We start from the raw sequence: 18265 nt of genomic DNA on the forward strand, positions 1-18265 counted from the left end.
CACGATTCCGCCAAATCGGCGTCTTCGGGGCTGTAATATTCGTTCATCGAGGCCGCTGGTGCGGTGTTTCATTCATTTGTTCGGCCCTGCGTCCGAATCGCTGCAGGCGTAGGCTGAAGGCATGACTCACGTTAACGATCCGGCAGTCATTGACCGCCTCATGCGAACCAAAGGCGTGTGGGCGGTGGTCGGTCTCACCACCAATGAGTGGCGTTCAGCCTATGACGTTTCCCTCTACGTCCGGGACCGGATGGGAATGGAGATTATCCCGGTCAACCTGCCCGGCGACGATGTCCACGGCGAGAAGGGCTACCGCTCACTGGCGGAGATCCCAGACCAGAAACACCCGATCGACGTCGTTGACTGTTTCGTCAACTCGCACAAGGTCGGGGCCGTCATAGACCAAGCCATCGCAGTTGGTGCCAAAGCGGTCTGGCTGCAGCTGGGCGTGTTCGATGACGCCGCGGTGGAGCGCGCCAAAGCCGCGGGACTGGACGTGGTGGTGAACGCGTGCCCGGCCCGCGAAGGGTGGCACATCGGCATCTAGCTGCCCCCAATAGCGTGAGGGAAAAGTCGGTTACAAAATGTGACCGGCTTTTTCCGTTTCCGTCATGTGCCGTGTGAGATGGGGTGGTAACCATCCCGAGCGGCCGAGAGATCTGGCTCAGTGACGCCGCAGCAACCCCCTCCTTGAGGAAGGTGCTACCGCCAGGACCGATGGAGAACCTCTGTGTTCCGTAGGCTCATCGGCTTCGCCTAGCGGAGCCGGGGCCCAAGGCTCAGGGCTTTCCTCGGGCGAGCCCGAAGGAATTCATGAACACGCAGGCAGCGGCGCGACCCCAAGCAGGTGATGACCTGTGATTGAGATCCAGAACGTCACCACGACCTTTGACTCGGCGGGCGGCCGCTTCACGGCCGTTGACGATGTCAGCCTGCACATCAAGCGGGGCACCATCCAGGGCATCATCGGGTTCTCCGGTGCCGGAAAGTCCACGCTGCTGCGAAACATCAACCTCCTGGAGCGTCCGACATCCGGACGGGTCCTTGTGGACGGGGTTGACCTGGTGACCCTCTCCGACGCCGAGCTCCGGACCAAGCGGCACGACATCGGCATGATTTTCCAGCACTTCAACCTGCTCAACAACCTCACAGCCCAAGAAAATGTGGAGCTGTCCCTGAAGTTCGCCGGCGTGGGCAAGGCAGAACGCCGCCGCCGCGCCGCCGAAACCTTGGCCATTGTGGACCTCGCCGACAAAGCGTCCACGTATCCGACCAAGCTCTCGGGCGGCCAGAAGCAGCGCGTGGCGATCGCCCGTGCCTTGGCCACCGGGCCCAAGGTGCTGCTCTGCGACGAGCCGACGTCGGCAGTTGACCCCCGCACGACGTCGTCGGTCCTGCAGTACCTCGCCGACGTCAACGCCGAATTCGGCATCACCATTGTGGTGGTCACCCACGAGATGAACGTCATCAAGGCGATCGCCGACAACGTCGCTGTGATGGAAGACGGCCGGGTGGTGGAGCGGTTTGATCTCACCGAACTCCAGCGCCCCGACTTCCACCCGGCAACGTCGATCGGCCGCTACTTGATCTCCGATGAGATCCAGCTGGACCGCTCCGGAAGGGACGCCGCCCACACCACAGTCGCTTCGGAGGACCTGATCAATGTTTGACCGCATACTGGAAGTCCTGCCCGAAATCGGCGTCGCCATGGGGCAGACCCTCACCATGCTCCTGGTGGCCATTCCGCTGGCCGTACTCCTCGGCACACCCCTGGGTGTCCTGCTGTACACGATCGGTCCCAACGGGCTCAAGCACAAGCCAAAGCTGCACCGAGTCCTGGACGGACTGGTCAACCTGCTCCGCTCGTTCCCGTTCCTGATCCTGCTGATCGCCATCATTCCCGTCACCAGGTTCATCGTCGGCACCACCATCGGCACGGCCGCCGTCATTGTTCCGCTGAGCATCAATGCCATCCCGTACTTTGCCCGGTTCGTGGAGCAGAACCTCAGCCAGCTCGGCGGCGGAGTGGTTGAGGCGGCCCGGTCCATGGGAGCCAGCCGGTCCCAGATCGTGCGCGACGTCCTGATTGTGGAGGCCAAGCCAGGCATCGTCAGTTCCATCACCATCATGACCGTCAGCTTTATCTCGTACTCGGCGATGGCCGGCCTGGTGGGCGGCGGCGGCATCGGAGACTTCGCGATCCGGTACGGCTACTACCGCTACGAAACGCCGCTCATGATTACGGCGATTGTCCTGATGATCCTGCTGGTCACCCTCGTTCAGCTGGGCGGCTCCTACATCGCCCGGCGCCTGGATAAGCGGCTCTGACCAAAGGCTCTACTTGCGGCGGTGACAAGCGGCTCTCACGAGGGCCCCTGACCGGCTGCGACCTTCCCCCCTCCCAGCACACAGCGGAAAGCACCCCATGACTTCAAACGCCAGTACCCGCTTCGACGGACCCCGCCCCCGCCTGCTGATCAGCGCCTTCGTGATGAACACCACCAGCCACATCATGGGCGGGCAGTGGCGGCGCCCGGAAGCACAGCAGCACCGGTTCAACGAACTCAAGCTCTGGACCGACCTGGCCCGCCAGCTCGAAGACGCCAAGTTCGACGCGATCTTCTTCGCCGACGTCGCGGGTCTCTACGGCGATTACGACGGCGGGTGGGCATCGCTGCTGAAAAAGGGCCTGCAGGTGCCGTCCAACGACCCGCTCATTCTGCTGTCCGCCCTTGCCACCGGAACCCGGGACATCGGCCTCGCCGCGACGTCGTCGGTGATCCAAAGCCACCCGTTCCAGTTCGCCCGGCAGATGTCCACCCTGGACCACCTCAGCGACGGCCGGGTGGCCTGGAACATCGTCACCAGCGTGCTGGAAAACGCCCACAAGAACTTCAACGCCACCGAGCTGACCAAGCACGACGAACGCTACGACTGGGCCGACGAATATGTCGAGGCCGCCTACAAGTTGTGGGAAGGCTCCTGGGCAGACGATGCTCTGCTCGGCGACAAGGACACCGGTGTCCACGCCGACCCGGAGAAAGTCAGCAAGATCTACCACCGCGGGCCCCGGTATTCCATCGACGGGCCACACCTCTCGGCGCCCTCGCCGCAGCGCACCCCGGTGCTCTTCCAGGCCGGGAGCTCCGGCCGCGGCCAGCAGTTCTGCGCCGCCAACGCCGAGGCCACCTTCACCCTCGCGCCGAACACGGACGTTGCGGCGAAGTACACCGCGGCCGTCCGCGAACAGGCCGCCGCCGCCGGCCGCCACCCCGACGACGTGAAGTTCCTCCAAGGAATGCACTTCGTGGTCGGCGGGACCGAAGCCGAGGCCGCGCGCAAGGCGGACGAACTGGAGGACAGCCTCGACATTGAAGCCCTGCTGGCCCACGTTGGCGGCGGTTTCGGCGTCGATCTTGGCGGCCTGCCGCTGGACACCCCGCTCGGGGACCTGGAAACCGAAGGCAGCCAGGGCCACCTCACGGCCATCCGTGCCTCGGTCCGCGGGGGCAACCCCACGCTCCGCGACATCGCACTCTACCGCAGCCGGGCCAACCGCGTGGTGGGGACGCCGGAACAGATTGCCGACCGCCTCGAGGAGTGGCAGGACGCCGGAATCGACGGCATCAACATCATCAACCAGACCATCCCCGGCTCGTACACCGACTTCATCGACGGCGTACTGCCGGAGCTGCGCAGCCGCGGCCTCGCCCAGGCCGAATACGCGCCCGGAACCCTGCGCGAGAAGCTCTTCGGCGCCGGACCGCGCCTCAATGAACGCCATCCCGCCGCGGCTTTCCGGGGGGCCTTCGCCGAGTTCTCCGCGGCAGCCGAAAACAAGCCCGTCACCGTTACCGCCTAACGCGGACAGCTAAAACCTAGAACCACAAAAAGGACCAAACAACATGCAGCGTAGAAATTTCCTCAAGTTTGCCCTCGCAGGTGCCGGCGCGGCCTCCGCCGCGGCACTGACCGGCTGCGGCCTCGCTGGCGGCTCTGCCAGCGCCAGCGGCAACAAGACGATCAAGATCATCGTCACCGAGTCGGCTCCGTACCAGGAACCCACCAAGATTGCCCAGAAGCTGCTCGAAGCCAAGGGCTGGACCCTCGAGCCCACGTACGTCACCGACATCATCCAGCCCAACCTGGCTGTGGCCAACGGCGAGTTCGACGCCAACTTCTTCCAGCACAACGCCTACCTCAAGCAGTTCAACCAGGACAAGGGCCTGGACAACGTGGGACTCTTCTACGTTTACAGCGCACCGGGCGGGATCTGGTCTGACAAGTACAAGTCCCTGAAGGAGCTGCCGGACGGCGCCAAGATCGGCATCCCCGTGGACCCGGCCAACAACGGCCGCGCCCTGTTCATGCTGCGCGACGCTGGCCTGCTGGAGCTTTCCGAAGCAACGGTGATCCACACGTCGCAGAAGAACATCACCGCCAACCCGAAGAAGCTGCAGTTCGTCGAGGTGGACCAGCAGTCCCTCGCCAAGACCCTTCCTGATGTGGACGCCGGCTTCCTCGTGGCACGAATGGCCGCCGACGCCGGCCACACCAAGGACGACGCGCTGGCCTTCGAACCGGACGCGAACCAGGTTCCGTTCCGGATCGTGGTTGCGGGCCGGAAGGACTTCGCCGGCTCGGAGAAGGCCGCGGCACTCAAGGAGGCCTACCAGTCCCCGGAGGTCAAGGCCTGGTTTGCGAGCTACCAGAAGGGCATCCTGCCCACGCCCTGGGATCAGGATCCCGCCGCCGACGTGTCCAAGCTCTAGTCCGCCCGACAGGAGCAGAAAGAGCGCATGTCCTACGCAGCAGACACGACAGTCCCCGCCATTTCGGCGCCCTCCGCCGAAGCCGCCTACGAGGCGTTGGCGCGGCGATTCCGGCCTGTTTTCGAGCGGATCGCCGAGGGCGCCCTGGCCCGTGAGCAGGACCGCGTCCTGCCGTTCGAACAGGTCCGCTGGCTGAACGAGGCTGGCTTTGGCCGGCTCCGCGTGCCGACGGAACACGGGGGCGACGGCATCGGCTTCGAGCCCTTCTTCCGGCTGCTCATCGAACTTGCCGAGGCGGATTCCTCAGTGGCCCACCTGTACCGCTCGCATTTCGCCTTCGTCGAAACCGTCGGCCTGGAATCCGTTGCCTTCCGGAACCGCTGGTACCCGCGCGTGGTGGCCGGGGAGATCTTTGGGAACGCGGCCACGGAGAAATCCGGAAATGCCCTGGGCGCCACCGGCACCAAACTGACCCGCCAGGGTTCAGACTGGCTGCTGAACGGCAGGAAGTTCTACACCACCGGCACCATCTTCGCCGAGTGGATCGCCGTCATGGCCAGCACCGAGGGCGTGGAAGGGCGCCAGTATGCCGTGGTCAGCACCACGCAGCCGGGGGTGGAAATCCTCGACGACTGGGACGGCTTCGGCCAGCAGCTGACCGGCACTGGCACCACGATCTTCCGTGACGCCGTCGTCCCGGACACCAACATCATCCGGCGGTCCGAATCCACCACGCACGAGCCGGCCTTCTTCCAGCTGGTCCTGCTCGCCGTCCTGGTAGGCATCGGCCGGGCAGCCTTGTCCGACGCACGAACGCTGGTCCGCGACCGCAAGCGCACGTTCAATACCGGTTCCGGGGACCTCTTCCGCCACGATCCGCTGATCCTGCAGCTCGTGGGCCAGCTCTCGGCCAAGGTCTTCGCCGCGGAGTCAGTCGTCCTCGCCGCCGCCAGGGAGCTCGACGCCGGTGCTGACCCGGACCTGGATCTCACCCCGGACCAGCGCTACATCCGGGGCGAAATAGCCGTGGAAAAGGCCCAGCTCCTGGTGCCTGAACTGGTCCAGTCCGCTGCCCAGCAGCTCTTCGATGTCACGGGCGCATCCGCGACCTCGAAGTCGAAATCGCTGGACCGGCACTGGCGCAACGCCCGGACAGTGGCGACCCATAACCCTGCCGTATTCAAGGCGCGCACCGTGGGTGATTATGAAGTCAATGGCACCACCCCGGAAGGACTGCACAGCATTGGGGATGCCCGCACCGCGGGATAAGCCGGGGCAGCTCCGGGCTGCGGCGGTCCGCACCGGCGGATAGGCTCATGCCATGGACGTTGCCACCCTTCGCGCGATCTGCCTGGGCTTCCCGGGGGCCTACGAGGACTTTCCGTTTGGCCCGGAAACGTCCGTCTTCAAGGTGCGGGCGGTCGCCTCCGGCGGGGCCCGGCAAGACGCGAAGATGTTTGCCGCGTCCGCCATGGATCCGGCGGACTGGTCCGTAAGCCTCAAGTGTGAGCCCGCCCTGGCCGAGCAGTTGCGGGCCATCCATCCGGAAATCACCGGCGCTTGGCACATGAACAAGACGCACTGGAACGGCGTCCGGCTGGACGGGTCGCTGCCCGACGACATGATCCGCGACATGGTGGAAGACTCTTACGACCTCGTGGTGGCCTCGTTGAGCCGAAGGCAGCGGGAGCAGCTGGGGTGGGCAGGGCTCGCCAGGGGCGACGGCGGGACGGCGGAGCAGTGAGCAGGCCGCCCGTACGGCGAATCGCGCGCGGCGCGTTGAACTACGCGGGCATCGGCGCCACGGAACATGGTCCGCCGCCGGAGGGGGTCGACTGCCTTGTCACGCAGGCCTTTGTTGGGGAGGGTGCGGCGGCTTACCGGCGCACGGTCGACGGGCTGCTGACGTGGCAGCTCCAGAAGAGGTCCGGCCTGCGGGTCCGGGCCGAGTCCGACGTCGTCGTTCCGGGGACACGTGTGGTGAGCGGCTTCGGCGTCGGTCCTCTCCGCATCAACGCCCCCTGCGAAGTCGTATGGGTGCGGCGGCCGGTGCCGGGCGACGGCCCGCAGTCCGCCGGATTCGGCTACGGCACCCTGCCGGGCCACCCGGTGCGCGGCGAAGAGGCCTTCGAGATCTCGATCGACGCGCGCGGAGCGGTGACGATCGCCATCACAGCGTTCGGCGAGCCGTCCAACTGGTTTTACGCCGCGGGTGGTGCCGTGACCAGCTGGGCACGGAGCCGCGTCACTTCCCGATACATTAGGAGTGCCCAAGAACTGGCCGCAGGTGTGAACTGAGCAGGAGCCTTTGGATGCTTGATCAACAGACCCTTGACCAACTGTGGAACTTCGATGACCCTGCGCTCTCGGAGGTCCGGTTCCGGGCCGCAGTGGCAGATGAAGCGTACGACGCCGACGAACGGGCCGAGCTTGCCACGCAGCTGGGGCGGGCCATCGGGCTGCAGGGCCGCTTCGAGGAAGCCGATGCCCTGCTGGATGCGATCGATGCGGACGAACCAACCGTGGCCGTGCGCGTGCTGCTCGAACGCGGCCGCGTGCTCAACACCAGCGGCCACCCCGAGATGGCCGTGCCGCTGTTTGAACAGGCGGCCGAACTCGCAGACCATCTGGGCGAGGAATTCCTGGCCGTGGACGCGCTGCACATGCTGGCGATTGCCGACTCGGGCCACGCCGTGACGTGGACCAGGAGCGCGCTGGAGTACGCCTCCACCGTCCACGATGAGCGGACCAGGCGGTGGATCGTGGCCCTGCACAACAACCTTGGCTGGACACTGCACGACGCCGGCCGCTGCACCGAGGCCATGGTGGAGTTCCAGCTCGCCGAACAGTGGGCGGAGCGGATCGGCACCCCGCGGCAGCAGGAACTGGCCCGCGAGGCCATAGCGGCCTGCTGAGGCCGCACGCGAACCCATGCACCCGAAGGAAAGGAATGATCCGTGATCTTTATCGTCGTCAAATTCAAGGTCAAGCCCGACTGGTCCGAGCGCTGGCTCGGCCTGGTCGACAGTTTCACCCAGGCCACCCGGAAGGAGCCGGGGAACCTGTGGTTCGACTGGTCCCGCAGCGTGGAGGATCCCGACGAGTTCGTGCTGGTCGAGGCCTTCAAGGACGATGCCGCGGGCGACCACGTCAATAGCGACCACTTCAAGAAGGCCATGGCGGACATGCCGCAGGCGTTGGCCGAGACACCGCGCATCATCAGCCGCCAGCTCGAGGGCGACGGCTGGGACCGCATGGGCGAACTGACCATCTAACCCCGTCGATTGCTCCGTAACCGCCCTTTTGAGCCCCCTAAACGGCAGTTACGGAACAGTGGATAGCATGAGGCATGTGGATTGGATGGATTGAGTTCGACATCCTGCTCGGTGACGTTCACAGCCTCAAGGAGAAACGCTCGCTTGTGCGCCCCGTACTCGCCGAGCTGAAGCGCCGCTTCGAAGTGTCCGTAGCCGAGGTCGGCGGCCACGAGCAGCACCGGCGCACGCAGATAGGCGCCGGCCTGGTCGCGGCGGACCGGGCCCACCTCGTGGAGGTGCTTGCCGCCGTCGAACGCTTCGTGGCAGCCCGGCCGGAAATGGAGCTACTCAGCGCCCGCCAGCGGGAACTCCGCAGCGACGACTAGCCCGGTCAATCCGAATCGATTAACCCCATCGGCTGCTCCCTAGACGCCCTTTGGGGGCCTCATAAGGGCGTCAACGGAGCAGCGGATGGCTGATGTGGATAACTTCTGCGACGGCGACCCGGTTCTGCTCTCATGTAGCCATGAAAACCGCGCGCCCGCTGCCGGGTGATTTCCAGCGACGGCCCTTCACCGTTACCGAAGCCGCAGAGGCCGGGGTGTCGCCAAAACGGCTCCGGCACCGCTCCCTCGCAGCGCTGGGCAGAGGCATCCGTTCGGACGGGCCGACGTCGGAACTCCCCTTGAGCGTCAGGGTGCGGCCGTTCATCGAGGTCAACAAGCGATGCGCCGCATCGCACCTTACTGCCGTGGAACTGCTCTTGCTGCCGCGGCGGGCGCGAAGGGAGGAACCCCAAATGCATCACATCATCCGCCCCGAAGGCGAGGCGCACCTCAACAGGCCGCATGTGATTGTCCACCGGATGAAACTCTACGACGACGAGATCACGCTCCTGGATGGGATTCCCATAACCACCCCTGAGCGGACCTGGCTGGATATGGCGGAAATGCTATCGGTGGATGAGCTTGTAGCAATGGGGGACAATTGTGTTCGCGTGCCGCGGGCCGACTTCGAGGGAAGGGACACACCGCACTGCAACATCACCGATCTGCAGCGGATGATCTACAGGCACAAGGGCAAGCGAGGCATCCGCAATGCGAAGGAGGCCATCAAGCTCATCAGGGTCGGTTCCGATTCGCCGCAAGAGACGCTCCTCCGACTGGCGATTGTGCGCGCAGGTCTGCCCGAACCTGAGCTGAACGAGCCCATCATTACAGCCGACGGCGTCCGCCATCAAGCGCCCGACCTCTCGTACCGCAAGTACAAAATTGGCATCGAATATGAGGGTGAACATCACGGAGAAGAGCTACAGATTGAACGTGACATCGCCCGTTCCGAGCGCTACGCCCAGCTCGGCTGGAGGGAAGTCCGGATTTCCAAACGGCACATGCACAATGATGCGAGGGCCGCGGTGGCCAAGGTCCGCGCCGCACTCGTGCAGGCAGGCTGGCGCCCCGGCCGTTAACGAACGATTGCTCCGTAACTGCCCTTCTGAGGGTTCAAAAGGGCAGTTACGGAGCAATCGATGGCGGCGGGGATTAGGCGAAGTACTTCGGCAGGGTCGCCTCGTGGGCTGCGCGGAGCGCGTCGAGGGTCATGGTCTCGACGCCGTTGATCTCCAGCGTGCCGCCCTCGGCGTCCACGACGCCGATCCGGATGTGTGCGAAGCCGCGGGCGGTGCACATGTCCGTGAACCGGATTTCCTCCGAGCGGGGCACCGAGACGACGGCACGGCCCTGCGTTTCGGAGAACAGCGCCGTGAACAGGTCCACGCCGTCGCGGTCCAGGACGTCCTGCAGCGCGATCCGGGCGCCCACGCCGTAGCGCAGGGCCGACTCCACGAGGGCCGCGGCGAGGCCGCCTTCGGAGAGGTCGTGGGCGGAATCCACCATGCCGTCGCGGGAGGCGTTGATCAGGATCTCGCCCAGCGCGCGCTCGGCGTCGAGGTCGACCTTGGGCGGCAGGCCGCCGAGGTGCCCGCGCAGGTTGGACCATTCCGAACCGTCCAGCTCTGCCGCCGTCGTGCCAAGCAGGTAGATGGCCTGGCCGTCTTCCTTCCAGCCCGACGGCGTGCGGCGGGCGACGTCGTCGAACTTGCCCAGCACAGCCACCACGGGGGACGGGTGGATGGGCGTGGTGCCGGTCTGGTTGTACAGCGAGACGTTGCCGCCGGTGACGGGGATGCCCAGCACCATGCAGGCGTCGGACAGGCCGCGGATGGCCTCGGCGAGCTGCCACATGACGTCGGGGTCCTCGGGGGAGCCGAAGTTCAGGCAGTCGCTGACGGCCATCGGCACGGCACCGGACGTGGCGACATTGCGGTAGGCCTCAGCAAGTGCCAGCTGGGCGCCATGGTACGGATCGAGGTAGGTGTAGCGGCCGTTCGCGTCGGTGGCCAGGGCCACGCCCAGACCGGTTTCCTCGTCCACCCGGACCACGCCCGCGTCGTCCGGGAACGCCATGGCGGTGTTGCCGCCGACGTAGCGGTCGTACTGGTTGGTGATCCAGGACTTGTCGCACATGTTGGGCGAGGCGACGAGCTCGGTGATGGCGGCGGCCAGTTCCGCGGGGGCGGAGGGGCGGCCGGTATCCTGCACGGAGCCGGTGAAGGAGTCGGCCTGGACGGCGTCCTGCCATTCGGGGCGGGCGTACGGGCGGTCGTAGACCGGGCCGTCGTGAGCCACCGTGCGCGGGTCGACGTCGACAATGACCTCGCCTTCCCACGTGATGATCAGGCGGCCGGTGTCGGTCACCTCGCCGAGCCAGGAGTACTCCACGGCCCACTTGTCCATGACCGCTTCAAACGCGGCGATGTTCTCCGGGGTGACCACGGCCATCATGCGTTCCTGCGACTCGGACATCAGGATTTCGCCCGGGGTCAGGGTGGGGTCGCGGAGCAGGACAGAGGTCAGCTCGACCTGCATGCCGCCGTCGCCGTTGGAGGCGAGCTCGGACGTGGCGCAGGAGATACCTGCGGCGCCGAGGTCCTGGATGCCCTCAACCAGGGAGCCCTTGAACAGCTCCAGGCAGCACTCGATCAGCACCTTCTCGGCGAACGGGTCGCCGACCTGGACGGCGGGGCGCTTGGACGGCTTGGTGTCGTCGAAGGACTCCGAGGCCAGCACCGAGGCGCCGCCGATTCCGTCACCGCCGGTGCGGGCGCCGAAGAGCACCACCTTGTTGCCCTTGCCGGAGGCGTTGGCGAGGCGGATGTCCTCGTGGCGCATCACGCCGACAGCCAGCGCGTTGACCAGCGGGTTGCCCTGGTAGACGGAGTCGAAGACCATTTCGCCGCCGATGTTCGGCAGGCCCAGGGAGTTGCCGTAGCCGCCGATGCCGGCCACGGCGCCGTGCATGACGCGGGCCGTGTCCGGGTGGTCGATCGCGCCGAAGCGCAGCGGATCCATGACGGCCACCGGGCGGGCGCCCATCGAAATGATGTCGCGGACAATGCCGCCGATGCCGGTCGCGGCGCCCTGGTAGGGCTCCACGAACGACGGCGAGTTGTGGGACTCGATCTTGAACGTCACGGCCCAGCCGTCGCCCAGGTTGGTGACGCCGGCGTTTTCGCCGATGCCCACCAGCATGTCCTTCTTCATCTCGTCGGTCACCTTGTCGCCAAACTGGCGCAGGTGGTTCTTCGAGGACTTGTAGGAGCAGTGCTCGCTCCACATCACGGAGTACATGGCGAGCTCGGCGCCGGTCGGGCGGCGGCCCAGGACCTTGACGACTTCGTCGAACTCGTTCTGCTTCAGGCCCAGTTCGGCCCAGGGGAGCTCGGTGTCCGGGGTCTTGGCTGCGTTCTCGACCGTGTCGATGTTGAACTTCTTGGCCTTGGTGATCGAGCCTGTAGAGATCTCGGTCATTTGTTCTCTCCCACAATCTTGTTCAGTACAGAGGTGAAGAAACCGAGGCCGTCGGTGTCGGAGGAGCCGACCCCGACGGAGCCGGACAAGCCAGACTGGGGGCCGAAGCCGGCCTCCACCGCATGTTCGGGGTGCGGCATGAGGCCCACGACATTGCCCGCGGCGTTGGAGATGCCGGCGATGTCGCGGCGGGAGCCGTTCGGGTTGAAGCCGACGTAGCGGAACACGACGCGGCCTTCCGCCTCGAGCGCGTCCAGCGTCTTCTCATCGGCGATGTACTGGCCGTCCTGGTTCTTCAGCGGCACGGTGATTTCCTGGCCGGCGGCGTAGTCGCCGGTCCACGCGGTGGTGTTGTTTTCCACGCGGAGGACCTGGTCGCGGCACATGAATTTCAGATGGTCGTTCTTGATCATGGATCCCGGGAGCAGGTGCGACTCGGTCAGGATCTGGAAGCCGTTGCAGATGCCGAGCACGGGCAGCTTGGCATCGGAGTTGGCGGCGTCGATGACCTTCCCCATCAGCGGTGCGAAGCGAGAGATGGCGCCGGCGCGGAGGTAATCACCGTACGAGAAGCCGCCGGGAATGATGACGGCGTCGACGTCACCGAGGGTGGTGTCGGCGTGCCAGAGCGCCACCGGGGTGGCGCCGGCGAGGCGCACGGCGCGGGCGGCGTCCCGGTCATCCAGGGTGCCGGGGAAGGTGACGACGCCGATCTTTGCACCGGCGAGCCTGGGTTGGGTGGCGACGGCAACGGCCTCGCCGATTAGGGGGAGTTCAGTCATGTCAGGCCTCAACGACCTCGACGTTGACGACGTCCTCGATAACCGGGTTGGACAGCAGGGTCTCGGCGGCGTCGCGGGCCTGTGCCAGGATTTCCTCGGTCACCTCGCCGTCAACCGTGAGTTCGAAGCGCTTGCCCTGGCGGACAGAACTGAAAGCGGTGAAGCCCAGCCGGGGCAGCGCACCAACGATGGCCTTCCCCTGCGGGTCCAGAATCTCGGGCTTGGGCATGACGTCGACAACGATCCGGGGCATCCGGTAACTCCTGTGCGTGAGCGTTGGGTAAGGGCGCAGCGGAGTGGTGCCGTCTCACGCCGGTCAGTTGTGTGGTGAGGGCAACATGAAAGGGCGCTCCGCGAGCTTGCATGCCTATTCTACCGGCCCCGGCTCGTCCCGCCGCATTTGGCTCCGTTCGTATGAACCGGTCGGCGGCCTGGGCGGCAGCCCGGTCCGCAGCCGCTTGCTTGAACGACGCCGCCGCGCGCTATGGTCGCGACTGCAGCGGGTCAGTAGTATGTGCGCATGGCCGAGAAGCGCAAATCCGTGGTGTTATCAGTCGTGGCCGTCGCCGTGTTCGCCGGGTTGGGTCGAATGGTCCTGCAGAAGATCAAAGCCGACCATGCAGCGAGGCGGACCAACGTCGCCGGGCCGTTGGACGAGAAGGCCCGGGAGTGGATTAGTGAGGTGGTCCGGACCCCGCGGCAATAGGCAGCCCTGGGGGCCATCGACCGTCCTGTCGCGTTGCGTGACAAAAAAAGTAAAAAGCTCCTTGTGGTCTATGTCATATTCAGCTCTCAGTCTGTACTGTATGAAGCGGCTGGTATCCGTCGGGGCGGCCGGGCGATCGCCCGGTCCGGCCCGCCAGCCCGCGGGGCCCGGTATGAAAGCCGAGCCGTTCCTTTACGAAAGGTTCAAACACTCGTGACAACACCAGGAAAGAGCTTCCTTCGAAGCGGGGGACTACGGAGGGCCGCGGCACTGACCCTGGGCTTGCCGGTTCTTCTGTCCACCATCGCTATCGCACCCGCCAATGCGGCCCCGGCCCGGGGACCGGCTGCAGCCAGCGTCGCGCAGAAGAACATTGACCCGAACAACTACAAGGACGGCCGCTACATCGTGGTCTTGGCGGAAAAGCCGTCTGCAACCTACGACGGCGGCACGCCCGGCCTCGCCGCGACGAAGCCGGTGTCCGGTAAAAAGCTCGACGCGAACAGGCCCGAGGTTAAACAGTACAAGTCGCACCTGGAGCAGAAGCAGGCCCAGCTGGCCGGCCAGCAGGGCGTCAAGATCCAGCGCCAGTTCACCGCGGCCCTCAACGGCTTCAGCGCCAAGCTGACGGCCGGTCAGGCCCTCAAGCTGGCCAGGGACCCCGGTGTCCTGCTGGTCGCGCCGGACACCGAGAACGCCCCCGACTACTCCACCACCGACTTCCTGAAGCTCAGCGGCCCCAACGGCACCTGGAACACCAAGTTCGGCGGCCAGGACGGAGCCGGCAAGGGCGTCGTCGTCGGCGTCATCGATACCGGGTACACCCCGTCCAGCGCGTTCTTCGCCGGCGACGAGGTGAAGCCGCTCACGGGAGCCCCGGTGGTCGGCGTGCCCTACCGCGACACCGACGGCAAGATCAAGATGCTCAAGGCCGACGGCGAGGACTTCAAGGGCGACTGCCAGACCGGCACCGACTTTGACGGCACCGCCTGCAACTCCAAGGTCCTGAGCGCGCGTTACTTCGGCGATGACTTCGCCGCCACTGTCCCGAAGTCAGAGTGGGCCCCGGGTGAACGGCTGTCGCCCGTCGACGTCGCCAGCCACGGAACCCACACCGCCAGCACGGCTGCCGGGAACGCCAACGTCGAAGCCTCGGTCGACGGCCGGAGCTTCGGCAAGACCAGCGGCATCGCGCCAGCCGCGAAGCTCTCCATCTACAAGGTCTGCTGGGAAGACAAGGATCCCAACACCGGTGGCTGCTACTCCTCAGCGTCCATCGATGCCATCAACCAGGCCATCCAGGACGGCGTGGACGTCCTGAACTACTCCATCTCCGGCGCGACGGACACCACTACGGACCCGGTCTCCATGGCGTTCCTTTCCGCCGCATCGGCCGGTATCTTCGTCGCCGTCTCCGCCGGCAACTCCGGCCCGACCGCCAGCACCGTGAACCACGGCGCACCCTGGCTGACCACGGTCGCCGCGACCAGCTTCTCGCAGGAACTGCAGGGGACGGTCGAGTTCTCCGACGGCAGCAAATACCGCGGCGCCAGCATCATGAACAGCCAGGTCTCCAATGCAGGCGTTGTGCTGGCGGCCAACGCAGCCGCCGCCGGCAGCACCAGCCCGGCCCTGTGCGGCGCCGGGTCGCTTGACCCGGCCAAGATCGCCGGCAAGGTGGTGGTCTGCGACCGCGGCGTCGTTGACCGGGTCGCAAAGAGCGCCGAGGTCAAACGCGGCGGCGGCGTCGGCATGATCCTCGTCAACCTGACCAACTCCTCGCTCGACACGGACAAGCACTCGGTCCCCACCGTCCACGTGAACCCGCCCGCCACCGAGGCCATCAAGGCCAAGGTTGCCGCCAACCCGGCCATCACGGTTTCCCTGGTCAACAAGGACACCACCGGACTGCCCCTCGAGGCGCAGCCGCAGATCGCCGGGTTCTCCTCCCGCGGCCCGCTGCTGGCCGCAGGCTCTGATCTCCTGAAGCCCGACGTCGCGGCCCCCGGTGTGGCCGTGCTGGCCGGCGTTTCGCCGATCGGCACCGGCGGAGACAACTTCGGTTTCCTCTCCGGCACCTCCATGGCCTCCCCGCACGTGGCCGGCTTCGGCGCGCTGATCCTGGCCAAGAAGCCCATGTGGTCCCCGGCGACGGTCAAGTCCGCGATGATGACCACCACGAGCGATGTTTTGAACGCCGACGGTTCCAAGAACACCGATGTCTTTGCCACCGGTGCGGGCCAGGTGGACCCGGCCCGCGTGCTGGATCCGGGCCTCGTCTACGACGCCACCACGGAGGACTACCTGGCGTTCGCCCGGGGCACGGGTTTCGACGTCAGGATCCCGGGGATCGGCATCATCAAGCCGCGGGATATGAACCTCCCGTCCTTTGCCCTGGGTAACCTGGCCGGGAAGATTGAGGTCACCCGTACACTGACTGCCCTGACTCCGGGGGTTTACAAGGCCAAGTTCGACGTCCCCGGCATCAAGGTCAGTGTGACCCCCGCCGCCCTGAACTTCAGCGCCGCGGGTGAAAAGCGCACGTTCAAGGTCTCTTTTGAGAACCAGGGCGCACCCCTGGGCAAGTTCGCGACCGGTTCGCTGACCTGGCAGGGTGCCGGCAAGAACGTGGCATCGCCGATCGCGGTCCGCCCACAGTCGCTCGTGGCCCTGTCCGATGTCGCCTTTACCTCTCAGGGTGGCAACGGCTCGGGCGATATCAAGGTGGTCTCCGGCACCAACTCGCCGGTCAACATGACCCTCGATGGTCTCTCGAAGGCCGACTCCACCGCCGTCGAGCTCGTCCCGGGTCCGTTCACGGGTGTAAAGGATGCCTCGAACCTCGTCAAGACGGTCCAGGTCCCGGCGGGCAGCCCGCTGGCAAAGTTCTCGGTCATCTCCGCGGACCCGAACGCTGACTTCGACATGTACGTCATGACCCCCGACGGACCGCTGACGGTCGCGACGTCCTCGGCCAGCGAATCGGTGTCCATCCCCAACCCGACCCCGGGTGCGTACACGATCTACGCAAACCTGTACGCCAGCCCGAACAACCAGGCCACCAAAGCCTCGGTCGACGCCGCAGTGCTGGGCAAGGTCGCGGGCAAGGCCTCGCTGAACCCGAACCCGCTTCGGCTCCCCAACGGCAAGGCCGGCAAGGTCACGCTGGCCTGGTCCGGACTGGAGACCGGTTCCTACATCGGACGCGTCACCTTCGCCGGTGCCAGCGACCCGACGTTTGTCTCCGTCCTGGTGACCCCGGCCGGAACGGTCGTGGTACCGCCGACCTCGGAGGACCAGGACTCCAACGACGGTCCGGGTGAAAACGCCGACGGCGACACCGCCCACAAGGACAAGAAGGACAAGGGCAAGAAGGTGAAGGACGAGGAGGGCAAGTTCCAGAACAGCGTTCAGCCCTTCGCCCCGAACAACGCCATCTAGGCCGAATCGGCAGCAAGAATCGGCAACGGCCGGCGGTTCACACCGCCGGCCGTTGCCGTTTAAGCCCGTCCATTTCAGGTCAGACTGCGCCCGTGGAACCGGCGCTGCCGCCCAGCAGCGCCGCCATGGCGCGCCAGCGCGCGATCTCGCACCCGTCGGTCCGGCTGAACCGGCAATGGACCTCGCGGCCAAGGTACCGGCCGGTCACCACGGCGGTCTGGGGCCCGCCGTACTGCTGCGTACACAGCGGCGGCGGACCGGGCTTGGGGAAGAAGATCGCCTCCCCATGGTGCCGGACGGCCTCAAGGGCGGCGGCCGGATCGGGAAGCGTCGAGGCAGCGGAGGGGCCGCCGTCGCCGGCCTCCAGCCGGAAGATGTATTCCGGGGCGCCGGGGGCCTCGCTCAGGCGGATGGTGAGATCGACCTGCGGGTTGGCCGTGTCTGTCATGTCGGTCCCTTCACGTTGTGCTCAGGCTATGCTGTCGTCCGGACCCCGTGCGGGTCCCCGGGCGGTCACGGCCGCGGCGTCGCAGCGGCCGTGACCAGGGGTTCCAGGTGCTGCAGCAGCCGCTGCCGGAGCTGCTGTGACTCTGCCGCGAACGCCCGCTGGTATTCAACGTACTCGGCCTTGCCGTCCGGCGTCTCTATCCGGATGGCCGGATAGCCCCAGTCGGCAAGATCGTACGGCGAAGCCTGCATGTCCATGGCCCGGATCCGCCAGGACAGTTCGAAGCAATCCATCACGATCTCGCTGGGCAGCAAGGGAGCGAGTTTGTACGCCCACTTGTAGAGGTCCATGTTGGCGTGCAGGCACCCGGGCTGCTCCATGGTCCGCTGGTTTTCCCTGCTGGGGACCATGCTGTTCAACGGCACCGCGTCCGGCGTGTAGAACCGGAACGCGTCGAAATGCGAACACCGGATCCGGTTCTCCTCGACCACCTCGTCGGTGCGCCCGGACCCCAGCCGCAACTGCAGGTACTCGTGCCGGAGGTCGAACTTGTCCTGCCGGTAGACCATGGCCCACTCGTGCAGCCCGAAGCAGCCGAACTGGGCCGGCCGCGCGGCGGTGCCGGCAAGGATGAGCCCGGCAAACTGCACCGCCTCCCGGCGGTCCTGGATGAAGGCGTCGACGTCGACCGTCACTGCGGGCGAACCCGGCGGCAGCCCCGCGGCGGCGAGTTCGGCGTCGTCGGCCGCCCGGTAGTATTTCCAGCCGGTCCGCGCCGCTGCCTCGGGGCCGCAGAGCACGACGCCGGCGCCCGGGTGCCAGCGCAGCAGCTGTCCGGGCTTCTGGGTGTAATAGGTGAAGAGGAAATCCTCCACCGGATGCTTCCGGCCCGCTGAGCGCCGCTCAAGGTAGGGGTCCGCGTAGCGGCGGACGCGTTGCTCGTGGGCGGCCTGGCGTGGCAGCCATTCGTTTTGCGACAGGAGCAAGGGC

The 18265-nt window shown here is 66.2% G+C and carries 19 protein-coding genes and 1 riboswitch; of the genes, 14 read left to right on the forward strand and 5 right to left on the reverse strand.

The genetic code is table 11. The features are described 5' to 3' along the window. The first annotated feature begins 121 nt into the window (after positions 1-121). The 12 genes from ACFVVK_RS18630 (at position 122) to ACFVVK_RS18685 (ending at position 9497) form a co-directional block, all read left to right on the forward strand. On the forward strand, positions 122-547 hold the full coding sequence (locus ACFVVK_RS18630) for a CoA-binding protein (RefSeq protein ID WP_390270356.1): 426 nt from the start codon (positions 122-124) through the stop codon (positions 545-547). 87 nt (positions 548-634) lie between these two features. Continuing rightward, positions 635-724: riboswitch (SAM riboswitch) on the forward strand. A 133-nt stretch (positions 725-857) separates the two neighbouring features. After that, a complete protein-coding gene (locus tag ACFVVK_RS18635) occupies positions 858-1670 on the forward strand; it encodes a methionine ABC transporter ATP-binding protein (protein ID WP_390270359.1) in 813 nt (270 codons plus the stop codon). Further along, positions 1663-2328 (forward strand): methionine ABC transporter permease, encoded by a 666-nt coding sequence (locus ACFVVK_RS18640; RefSeq protein WP_390270362.1) that lies wholly within the window; start codon positions 1663-1665, stop codon positions 2326-2328. Before ACFVVK_RS18635 ends, ACFVVK_RS18640 begins: the two co-directional genes overlap by 8 nt. Positions 2329-2425: 97 nt before the next feature. Beyond that, the gene (locus ACFVVK_RS18645; RefSeq protein WP_390270365.1) at positions 2426-3862 is read left to right on the forward strand and encodes an NtaA/DmoA family FMN-dependent monooxygenase; all 1437 of its coding nucleotides are present in this window, start codon (positions 2426-2428) and stop codon (positions 3860-3862) included. 43 nt (positions 3863-3905) lie between these two features. Then, positions 3906-4772 carry a MetQ/NlpA family ABC transporter substrate-binding protein gene (locus ACFVVK_RS18650; RefSeq protein ID WP_390270368.1) on the forward strand — a complete coding sequence of 289 codons (867 nt, stop codon included), beginning with the start codon at positions 3906-3908 and terminating at the stop codon, positions 4770-4772. A gap of 27 nt (positions 4773-4799) precedes the next feature. After that, positions 4800-6041 carry an acyl-CoA dehydrogenase family protein gene (locus tag ACFVVK_RS18655; RefSeq protein WP_390270371.1) on the forward strand — a complete coding sequence of 414 codons (1242 nt, stop codon included), beginning with the start codon at positions 4800-4802 and terminating at the stop codon, positions 6039-6041. 52 nt (positions 6042-6093) lie between these two features. Continuing rightward, the gene (locus tag ACFVVK_RS18660) at positions 6094-6516 is read left to right on the forward strand and encodes an MmcQ/YjbR family DNA-binding protein (protein ID WP_390270374.1); all 423 of its coding nucleotides are present in this window, start codon (positions 6094-6096) and stop codon (positions 6514-6516) included. Beyond that, positions 6513-7070: a DUF1990 family protein gene (locus tag ACFVVK_RS18665; RefSeq protein ID WP_390270377.1), complete on the forward strand. Its 558-nt coding sequence runs from the start codon at positions 6513-6515 to the stop codon at positions 7068-7070. The genes ACFVVK_RS18660 and ACFVVK_RS18665 overlap by 4 nt, the downstream gene beginning before the upstream one ends. Positions 7071-7084: 14 nt before the next feature. Further along, entirely contained in the window at positions 7085-7687 is a 603-nt protein-coding gene (locus ACFVVK_RS18670) for a hypothetical protein (protein ID WP_390270380.1), read from the forward strand. Between the two features lie 42 nt (positions 7688-7729). Then, positions 7730-8047, forward strand: a complete 318-nt coding sequence (locus ACFVVK_RS18675) for a putative quinol monooxygenase (protein WP_390270384.1) — start codon at positions 7730-7732, stop codon at positions 8045-8047. 74 nt (positions 8048-8121) lie between these two features. Continuing rightward, the gene (locus tag ACFVVK_RS18680) at positions 8122-8415 is read left to right on the forward strand and encodes a DUF503 domain-containing protein (RefSeq protein ID WP_390270387.1); all 294 of its coding nucleotides are present in this window, start codon (positions 8122-8124) and stop codon (positions 8413-8415) included. 140 nt (positions 8416-8555) lie between these two features. Beyond that, on the forward strand, positions 8556-9497 hold the full coding sequence (locus ACFVVK_RS18685; protein ID WP_390270390.1) for a hypothetical protein: 942 nt from the start codon (positions 8556-8558) through the stop codon (positions 9495-9497). Positions 9498-9570: 73 nt separating this feature from the next. Here ACFVVK_RS18685 and purL read toward each other — a convergent pair whose 3' ends face one another. Genes purL through purS form a run of 3 tightly spaced genes read right to left on the reverse strand, consistent with a single transcriptional unit; the run spans position 9571 to position 12933 of the window. After that, on the reverse strand, positions 9571-11898 hold the full coding sequence (gene purL, locus ACFVVK_RS18690) for a phosphoribosylformylglycinamidine synthase subunit PurL (RefSeq protein ID WP_390270393.1): 2328 nt from the start codon (positions 11896-11898) through the stop codon (positions 9571-9573). Next, positions 11895-12680, reverse strand: coding sequence for a phosphoribosylformylglycinamidine synthase subunit PurQ (gene purQ / locus ACFVVK_RS18695; protein ID WP_390270395.1), 786 nt, complete (start codon positions 12678-12680; stop codon positions 11895-11897). Before purQ ends, purL begins: the two co-directional genes overlap by 4 nt. Before the next feature lies 1 nt (position 12681). Then, on the reverse strand, positions 12682-12933 hold the full coding sequence (gene purS, locus ACFVVK_RS18700; protein ID WP_018776110.1) for a phosphoribosylformylglycinamidine synthase subunit PurS: 252 nt from the start codon (positions 12931-12933) through the stop codon (positions 12682-12684). 267 nt (positions 12934-13200) lie between these two features. On the opposite strand from purS, the gene ACFVVK_RS18705 reads away from it, so the two are divergent. Together ACFVVK_RS18705 and ACFVVK_RS18710 are read left to right on the forward strand one after the other, a co-directional pair. Continuing rightward, on the forward strand, positions 13201-13386 hold the full coding sequence (locus ACFVVK_RS18705) for a hypothetical protein (protein WP_390270398.1): 186 nt from the start codon (positions 13201-13203) through the stop codon (positions 13384-13386). Between the two features lie 270 nt (positions 13387-13656). Continuing rightward, positions 13657-16827 (forward strand): S8 family serine peptidase, encoded by a 3171-nt coding sequence (locus ACFVVK_RS18710; RefSeq protein WP_390270460.1) that lies wholly within the window; start codon positions 13657-13659, stop codon positions 16825-16827. Between the two features lie 79 nt (positions 16828-16906). Here ACFVVK_RS18710 and ACFVVK_RS18715 read toward each other — a convergent pair whose 3' ends face one another. Further along, positions 16907-17275, reverse strand: a complete 369-nt coding sequence (locus ACFVVK_RS18715) for a serine protease inhibitor (protein ID WP_390270401.1) — start codon at positions 17273-17275, stop codon at positions 16907-16909. Between the two features lie 65 nt (positions 17276-17340). Next, on the reverse strand, positions 17341-18261 hold the full coding sequence (locus tag ACFVVK_RS18720) for a 3-methyladenine DNA glycosylase (protein ID WP_390270404.1): 921 nt from the start codon (positions 18259-18261) through the stop codon (positions 17341-17343). Positions 18262-18265: the final 4 nt, after the last annotated feature.

The sequence above is a fragment of the Arthrobacter sp. NPDC058192 genome (assembly GCF_042883665.1).
Lineage (GTDB): Bacteria > Actinomycetota > Actinomycetes > Actinomycetales > Micrococcaceae > Arthrobacter.